General features: G+C 46.5%; 14 protein-coding genes. 3 read left to right on the top strand and 11 right to left on the bottom strand.

The annotated features are described in order from the left end of the window. Window positions 1-608: 608 nt before the first annotated feature. The 11 genes from HPY90_RS16255 to HPY90_RS14495 all read right to left on the bottom strand — a co-directional run bounded on the left by HPY90_RS16255 (window position 609) and on the right by HPY90_RS14495 (window position 4,613). Window positions 609-935 carry a type II toxin-antitoxin system MqsA family antitoxin gene (locus HPY90_RS16255; RefSeq protein ID WP_353733685.1) on the bottom strand — a complete coding sequence of 109 codons (327 nt, stop codon included), beginning with the start codon at window positions 933-935 and terminating at the stop codon, window positions 609-611. 36 nt (window positions 936-971) lie between these two features. Beyond that, entirely contained in the window at window positions 972-1,226 is a 255-nt protein-coding gene (locus tag HPY90_RS14540; RefSeq protein ID WP_287195563.1) for a DUF4258 domain-containing protein, read from the bottom strand. A 19-nt stretch (window positions 1,227-1,245) separates the two neighbouring features. Next, complete coding sequence (locus tag HPY90_RS14535; protein WP_287195561.1) at window positions 1,246-1,734, bottom strand: helix-turn-helix domain-containing protein; 489 nt, start codon at window positions 1,732-1,734, stop codon at window positions 1,246-1,248. Between the two features lie 78 nt (window positions 1,735-1,812). Beyond that, window positions 1,813-2,115 carry a tyrosine-type recombinase/integrase gene (locus tag HPY90_RS14530; RefSeq protein ID WP_287195559.1) on the bottom strand — a complete coding sequence of 101 codons (303 nt, stop codon included), beginning with the start codon at window positions 2,113-2,115 and terminating at the stop codon, window positions 1,813-1,815. Between the two features lie 31 nt (window positions 2,116-2,146). After that, a complete protein-coding gene (locus HPY90_RS14525) occupies window positions 2,147-2,491 on the bottom strand; it encodes a tyrosine-type recombinase/integrase (protein WP_287195558.1) in 345 nt (114 codons plus the stop codon). A 286-nt stretch (window positions 2,492-2,777) separates the two neighbouring features. Beyond that, on the bottom strand, window positions 2,778-2,933 hold the full coding sequence (locus HPY90_RS14520; protein WP_287195556.1) for a hypothetical protein: 156 nt from the start codon (window positions 2,931-2,933) through the stop codon (window positions 2,778-2,780). 248 nt (window positions 2,934-3,181) lie between these two features. Further along, a complete protein-coding gene (locus HPY90_RS14515; RefSeq protein ID WP_287195554.1) occupies window positions 3,182-3,337 on the bottom strand; it encodes a hypothetical protein in 156 nt (51 codons plus the stop codon). A gap of 28 nt (window positions 3,338-3,365) precedes the next feature. Next, window positions 3,366-3,686 (bottom strand): hypothetical protein, encoded by a 321-nt coding sequence (locus HPY90_RS14510; RefSeq protein WP_287195553.1) that lies wholly within the window; start codon window positions 3,684-3,686, stop codon window positions 3,366-3,368. Between the two features lie 27 nt (window positions 3,687-3,713). Further along, the gene (locus tag HPY90_RS14505) at window positions 3,714-3,848 is read right to left on the bottom strand and encodes a hypothetical protein (protein ID WP_287195551.1); all 135 of its coding nucleotides are present in this window, start codon (window positions 3,846-3,848) and stop codon (window positions 3,714-3,716) included. Window positions 3,849-3,969: 121 nt separating this feature from the next. Beyond that, entirely contained in the window at window positions 3,970-4,311 is a 342-nt protein-coding gene (locus tag HPY90_RS14500) for a hypothetical protein (protein WP_287195549.1), read from the bottom strand. A gap of 77 nt (window positions 4,312-4,388) precedes the next feature. After that, complete coding sequence (locus tag HPY90_RS14495) at window positions 4,389-4,613, bottom strand: helix-turn-helix domain-containing protein (protein ID WP_287195548.1); 225 nt, start codon at window positions 4,611-4,613, stop codon at window positions 4,389-4,391. A 126-nt stretch (window positions 4,614-4,739) separates the two neighbouring features. Between HPY90_RS14495 and HPY90_RS14490 the strand changes: the two genes are divergently transcribed. The 3 genes from HPY90_RS14490 to HPY90_RS14480 all read left to right on the top strand — a co-directional run bounded on the left by HPY90_RS14490 (window position 4,740) and on the right by HPY90_RS14480 (window position 6,333). After that, a complete protein-coding gene (locus tag HPY90_RS14490) occupies window positions 4,740-5,396 on the top strand; it encodes a helix-turn-helix domain-containing protein (RefSeq protein WP_287195547.1) in 657 nt (218 codons plus the stop codon). A gap of 40 nt (window positions 5,397-5,436) precedes the next feature. Further along, a complete protein-coding gene (locus HPY90_RS14485) occupies window positions 5,437-6,024 on the top strand; it encodes a restriction endonuclease (protein WP_353733684.1) in 588 nt (195 codons plus the stop codon). 90 nt (window positions 6,025-6,114) lie between these two features. Beyond that, complete coding sequence (locus tag HPY90_RS14480; RefSeq protein WP_287195545.1) at window positions 6,115-6,333, top strand: type II toxin-antitoxin system HicB family antitoxin; 219 nt, start codon at window positions 6,115-6,117, stop codon at window positions 6,331-6,333. Window positions 6,334-6,542 lie beyond the last annotated feature (209 nt).

Below are 6,542 nucleotides of genomic sequence, written 5' to 3'. Positions count from 1 at the left end.
ATTGATTGATTGCAGGAATCATGCCAATCATCCACTCTGTCAATTGATTTTTTGTCTCAACATCACATCTCATTTTTCGGTCCATACCGTCTAAACCGTTTCGTTCTAAACATTAATCGGGCTTTATGCCCTGCCAGGTTTGTGTTACTCTGTCTCAAAGTTCGTTTGGCAATAATGCTAAGAATAACCAGGACTTTTTTCCTTCTCAATCTAGATTATTGTCACATCTCGACAACATCTGTCAAGAGAAATATGTTTCTGGTTGTCAAAAAAAGCAAAAAAACCCGTCTCCGAAAAGCTCGCAAACGGGTTTTCTTGGGCCCGGACCTGTTACCGGTTTTGTTACCGACTTGTTATCCAACCGTGGGAGAAATGCCGAGAAAATGAGAACCTTAAAAGTAACCGGTTTAGCGCTCTATAATTTTACAAATCACCCAAACTCTCTATTATCAAGGCTTCTCGCCTGTTGTTCTGGTGGAGGCGGGCCGTTCCGTATCATATCCCAGACCGCACGGAGTAGTATTATCAAGTACTTCTAGTAAGAAGTACTTGATAATACTACTCCGGCCCGGCTCCCAGGGCCGAAAAGACTGCGGGGAGCTTGTCATTTAAGCTGAACGCAATTGTGATCGAAGGGAATTTGCTAGAACGACAATTTCATAGCGCTTAACGGGTTCTTCGGAGGCGGTGGCCAAAATATTATGCGGATCCAATTTGCTCAAATAGGAACGTAGTTCACTGTTGAAATCCAGCAAATTAGGGTAAACAAGTAAGGTTTTATTGGGGAATCTGCGGATTAGCTCATCCATTTTTTTTACGGTTTGTGCGCTATATAAGATTTCTTGGCAATGCGTACAACAGAAGACTGGTACGTTCGTGATAACGATTGTTTGGTTGCCAATTTCTCGAGTAACAGTTCTTTTTTCCTGAACCATGGGTCGTCCACAACGACACAGCCGATCTTTCATGTTTTATCTCCTTTCCCTTCCTGCTGTTATTATAGTCACGTATTTCTTGGCTATAACCTCTACACTAATCATTATGCCCCTTGCTTTCAAAGTATACCGGTTACGTTTGCGATCTACTTTGCAAAGCTGCCCATGCTGCATCACCCATTCGACTTGTTCGATGGATATACCATCTTTATCCATTTCTTCAAGACAGTGTGTTGTTATCTCGTAAGCCTCTTCTGTTGCTGCCTCCCTTATTATATTTCTTGGATCCACTCAATTCCTCTCCCACGGCCTAATTCTGTTCGTACAGTAGCTCTTTGACATCCTCAAAATAAGGTTGACCGTCTTTATCTACAAAGGCTCTCTCCAAGAAGTCGAGGTCTTTATGCCCATTTTTTACGGCGTCCATAAAATGAACAAGAAAAGCAGCCAATGCTCCACGGGTAACTGGCTTGTCCCTAGAAAAATCATCTTGAGGATAATCATTAGCCATTATGAATGGCTGCATAAACTCCAATGCTTCTTCTGTCCAGTAGGGAGGTTCTTTCATTTTTTCCCTTATTACGTTAAGAGGGTACCCTTTTTTCTTGTATTTACAAATCAGTTTCAATGCTGAGAGATGGTCTAAAGAATAAGTTGCACGCTTAATTTTCCCATCATATTCTATTCGAGGAGGGTTCAATAATCCTTCTGCAATATAATATCTTATTGTGCGAGCGGGATTCTTGCCCAAGTCTAACCCCGTGGCTACAGCTAGTTCGGCGAGTTCATTCAGGGTCATTTCAAGTCTCCTTCCCTTGACAACCATTGTACTATTATTCTAGCTGTCATTTGACACTTTGTAAATAAATGAGTTCATCTACTCAACCACCTGTTCCATATGTGCGTAGGAAGGTAGCGTGTATCGTACTGTTGTATCAAGTCGCGAGTGGCCCAGCAATGCGGCCACTGTCACTAAGTCCACGCCGTCACGTAGTAGATTCGTTGCAAATGTATGTCGCAGCACGTGCGGTGTGATCCTGTCGGGCTCAATACGGGCCTGCCAGGCGTATTTCTTGATAATGTGCTGCACGGCGCGAATTGATATGTGTTGCCCGTTCTGACCCGGAAACAGCCACTGTTGTTGCTTCGTTTGGGCTTCCGTCAGCCATTCCTGAACCATCGTCCTGGCATCTAAACCAAGCGGGTTCTCTCTATTTCATTCCTTTCCCGGCCACGCTCACCTTGCCCTTGCGGTCCGATATAACGACATCATTCACCCGCAGACGGGCTGCCTCGCCTACTCTAAGACCGGCATACAGCATTAAGCCGATAATTGCTCTATCTCTTTTGTTGCCTTCTCGTTCCACGGCACGGACAAACCGGTCTTGCTCCCTCTTTGACAAAGCGCGAGGCGACTGTCGCGTTTCCGTGATTCGTTTGGCCAAGCGTGGCAGTGCCTCGATATACCCTTGCTCGTGACACCACCGCAACCAAGCCATGACTGCGGCTATACGTCGGTTTACGGTGGCGGGTCTAAGGTGCCGCTGAAGCATCATGTGGGTTTTGGTACTCTTTAAGGTCGATAGAAGTCACTAGAGCCGGAGCGAGATGCTCATCATTCGTCGTATAAAACCACCGAGCGAAATCTGTTAGATCCTGTTTATAGGCGCGAGCTGTCCCTTTGCTAAGCTCGCGCAGAAATTGCTGTAAAGAGTCCGATGAAGAATCAATACCTACGATGTGCAGCAGAATAATCGGCCACAGAGAATGCATTACGTCTACAATGACTTGATACAAGTTGTTTAGGTTGTAGCTCAGTGTTATGTGCGGCATGTGCACCTATTACCTCTGCCCATAGTGCTTGAAAATCGTTATCAGGCCGCCGAACACGAAGAGTGCTAAAAGCACCCCGATGAACGGCCACAGCAACGGAGCCAACGAACCGAAAACATTAGCAAATTGCTGGTACACCGCGTTCATGTCAACGTTGAAAGACATCTATCTCCACTCCTTAACTCCTCACCAGTGCGGCCACCGCAGAGAAGATCCCTTAACTGAATACCGCAAGAGCGACCGCCTTGATAAGTATCGGGTAACTCAGGAACCAGAGAACGCAGTAAGCGAAATTATCCATTACTCTCGCCACCACGCCGCAATCCGGCCCACGAAATAAGCAAACACCACAGAGGTCAAAACAAGTGCCGCGTATATTTTTGCTATGCTGTGGGCGTCCATTACCTGCCACATCAAAGAGACCCCTCTCGGTCTGCAATTTCGGAAAGAACCTTAAATACAATGACCGCAACTATAATTGTCAGGATGCCTGCACTGAGCATGTCGCCGTAACTAAGTTGTTGCAGGACCTCGAAAATTCCTTCTGGAGTAAACACCCTGTAAGACATTTCCTTGACCCCTTTGCTTACAAAATACTCAGGTGAGTTCATCCTGCACAATGCATCGTTCCTGCACGTCTTCTGCACTGCTGGAATACTGAATCCACCACTTCAGAATTTTTACGCGGAAGACATAAAGCGTTCTCGGCGCGTATCCCAATTTTTCCGCGATCATCTCCATGGTGTAGATCTGCTCGTCCTGGTAGCGATACTGCGCAAACGATTTATAGGGTTCAGGCAGGCGGGAAAAAAATTCCTCTATTTCCCGCCGCACGGACCCGCGTGCAAACCGGTAGCTTTTCAATACCTGCTCTGCTTCCTCTAGCTTGACCCGCCGTGCCTCTGATACCAAGCCCACCTTACCACCTCACTTACGAAATAAGTTTTATCTTCCATCGTCCAAACCTTCCGTCATGTCCGGTATTTCTGGTCCGAGAACGCGCGCCACCTCACGGTACGTTTCCTTGCCGCGTTTTCCCTTCTGGCGCGCAGCAATGATGGTGAGATAGTGTACGGGCATCTCTAACATCTCCTCTCCTTTCCGGCGGGTTTCTTTATCTCAGCCGCCAGTTCGGTATTCGTGGTCCTTCTTGACGCCATTTGTGCACCCCCCTCTCACTTGGGAAATAAAACCAGTAGTGCTAAAATGACATCAAGAAACGCGAGCAAAAAACCGGGCACAAAGCGTTTTTAGGCCGCGCTTGCCCGGTCTCGCATCGGTTTTCGTATTGAGCCATTCCTGCTTGCGATTGTAGAGGTGCTCCAGCCAGCGATTGTTCATACATGGAGTCGCTGCTGATCCCGTCACATAGTTTGGTGAGAATGCCCACATTCTGCGATATTGAGGCAAAAAGAGTCTCAACGACCGACTCAATGCAGCCGGTGTTAGGCCCGTCGGTAAGCTCAAAGAATAAACCACACTGCTCGTTGATGCGATCCTCAAGTATGTTTCTCAGGTGGATGTATTCGTCTCTCGTTAACATTGCTTTGCGCTACCTCCTTTTTGTATATTTCTAGTCAGTGAGTGGACGTTGGTGTTAGGAAGTTGGTCAGACAATGGTCATGTTCCATCGGTTCCGGTGGGTCGGTCGGTTACTCGTCCCTGTCTAAGAAGTTCATCCAGTGGCACTCCAAACTCTTCGTGTGCGCGCAGTGCTATTTCTTTGGACAGTCCCTGGCGACCATGAACAATGTTCGAGTAGTTGCTTCTGGTAGTTCCTAGTCTACGGGCCATTTCACTTTTGCTTAAATGAGGCTGTTGTCTTAGTTCCTCAAAGATGTGCATTACTTCACCTCCTCTGAAATGATAATACTTCAGTGATGATGAAAGTGTCAGGTGTTATTTTCATTAAAGCTTAATATATTTGCGGGTACAGACGGGCTGAATTATACTGAGTATGAGGTGTTGAATGTGGGTTTCGGTGAAAGGTTACGCAAGAGGAGAAAAGAATTAGGGTTGAGGCAGGAAGATATTGCCGAACACTTGGGCGTGCGTATATCTACAGTTTCGCAATGGGAGACATCGACTCACATGCCTGACATAGATACCGTCCAAATGCTGGCGCAACACTTAAAAACCTCGTCGGACTATCTCCTGGGTCTTACGGACGATCCAACACCGGCTCAACAGAAATCTATTCAGTCCAAGCCAACACACCCGAATACCAGAACTAATCGTGAGATCAAGTCAAAGGCTAAACGGGATCGGCTAGCTTCTCTTCTGGAAGTCATGAGGGATGAAAGTGGTAGCGTTCCGTTTGAATCCCTTATCGTGATTTTACGAATCTTAGTCTCTGCGATCGCAAACCTAGTGTCAGAGACACCTAATTTATCAGAGAAAGAAAAAGCACGTCTGATGAACGAGCTTCAGAGTGTTATTGCCGAGGCCAAGGAAGTGACATTAGAGAAAGGTGACTCTATAGACATAAGCGACTTAGACGATGAGATGAAAGAAGACGCACGTAAGTATGTAGAATGGCTTAGGACCAAGCAAAAACTAAGTCCGAACCAAGACGAAACGTCCGCTGGATTAGAGGACCTGGATAAGCGCAAAGCGGAAGGGGAATAACGAGCCCAGCGGTTTAACTAACTGTGGGAGACCGTATGACATGGAGTTTGGTACTGACCCATTTGACCAATTCATGTATTTTTTTCGTCCTTTATGGCAAGTACTAACACACAAGTTCTTCCTGATGCTCTATGCACTTGCTATCATGCCCTCTTTCATTAGATGGTTGGTTAGGCTTCACTTTAACGCACGGGCACGTAGAACAGGCGTTGACAAAACGGATAGAATGTCCGGCAGAGAATTTGAACAATGGCTGAGTGTTAAATTCAAGCAGATGGGGTATAAAGTACAACTACAGCGAGGGTTCAAAGACAAGGGAGCAGATTTAATTTTGCAGAAAGGACCACTCACAATAGCAGTGCAGGCCAAAAAACTTGCTCCGGGGAGGAAAGTTGGGGTGAAGGTACTTGGTGAAGTCTTGAGAGCCATGAAGCACTACAAGGCTCCACGGGGCATAGTGGTCACGAACCAGTACTTCACGCGCGAAATGATAGAGGAAGCAAGCGGTTATACCGATGTGCAACTGTGGGACCGCCCGCGGGTAATACGGGAGGTTGAGAAACTTAACCAAACAAAAACCGCTGCGGTGACTCAGACCATGGACGGCAGGATAAACAAGAGTATGTAGCCATGAAATATCCGATACAAACTATACTTCCTTTCAAGAAGCCGGGACCGACGGATTAGTTTTGATTTTCGATAAAAAGGGGGAGACAGAATGTCCCGTCGCTTTTTGGTCATTATCGAACAGGACGAGGATGGAAAGTATATCGCATCAGTACCATCTCTGCCTGGCTGCCATACCCAGGCAGATAACCTGACCGACCTGGAGAAACGGATTCAAGAAGCCATCAGGCTTTACCTTGACGAGGCCGGGAATATAGTTCCTACAACTGAGAAACTAATAGGTATTTACCAGATCGAGGTACTGCCATGACGAGGCTTGCTGTCATCTCTGCTGAAGACATGGAGCGCATATTGATTCATTTGGGATTCCAGCGCAAAAGACAGGCAGGAAGGGGACTGTACAATTAACTGTGTAAACCCCTTTGGGAAAAAGGTAAACTTTTACCAAGGGGGTAAGGAAAATGGACGAAAAACTTTTTAGGAAGCACCTTCGGGAATTTATCAAAGAAAACAATCTGG

The organism is Syntrophothermus sp., from assembly GCF_013314835.1.
Lineage (GTDB): Bacteria > Bacillota > Syntrophomonadia > Syntrophomonadales > Syntrophothermaceae > Syntrophothermus > Syntrophothermus lipocalidus.
This window is presented reverse-complemented; position numbering and strand designations above follow the sequence as displayed.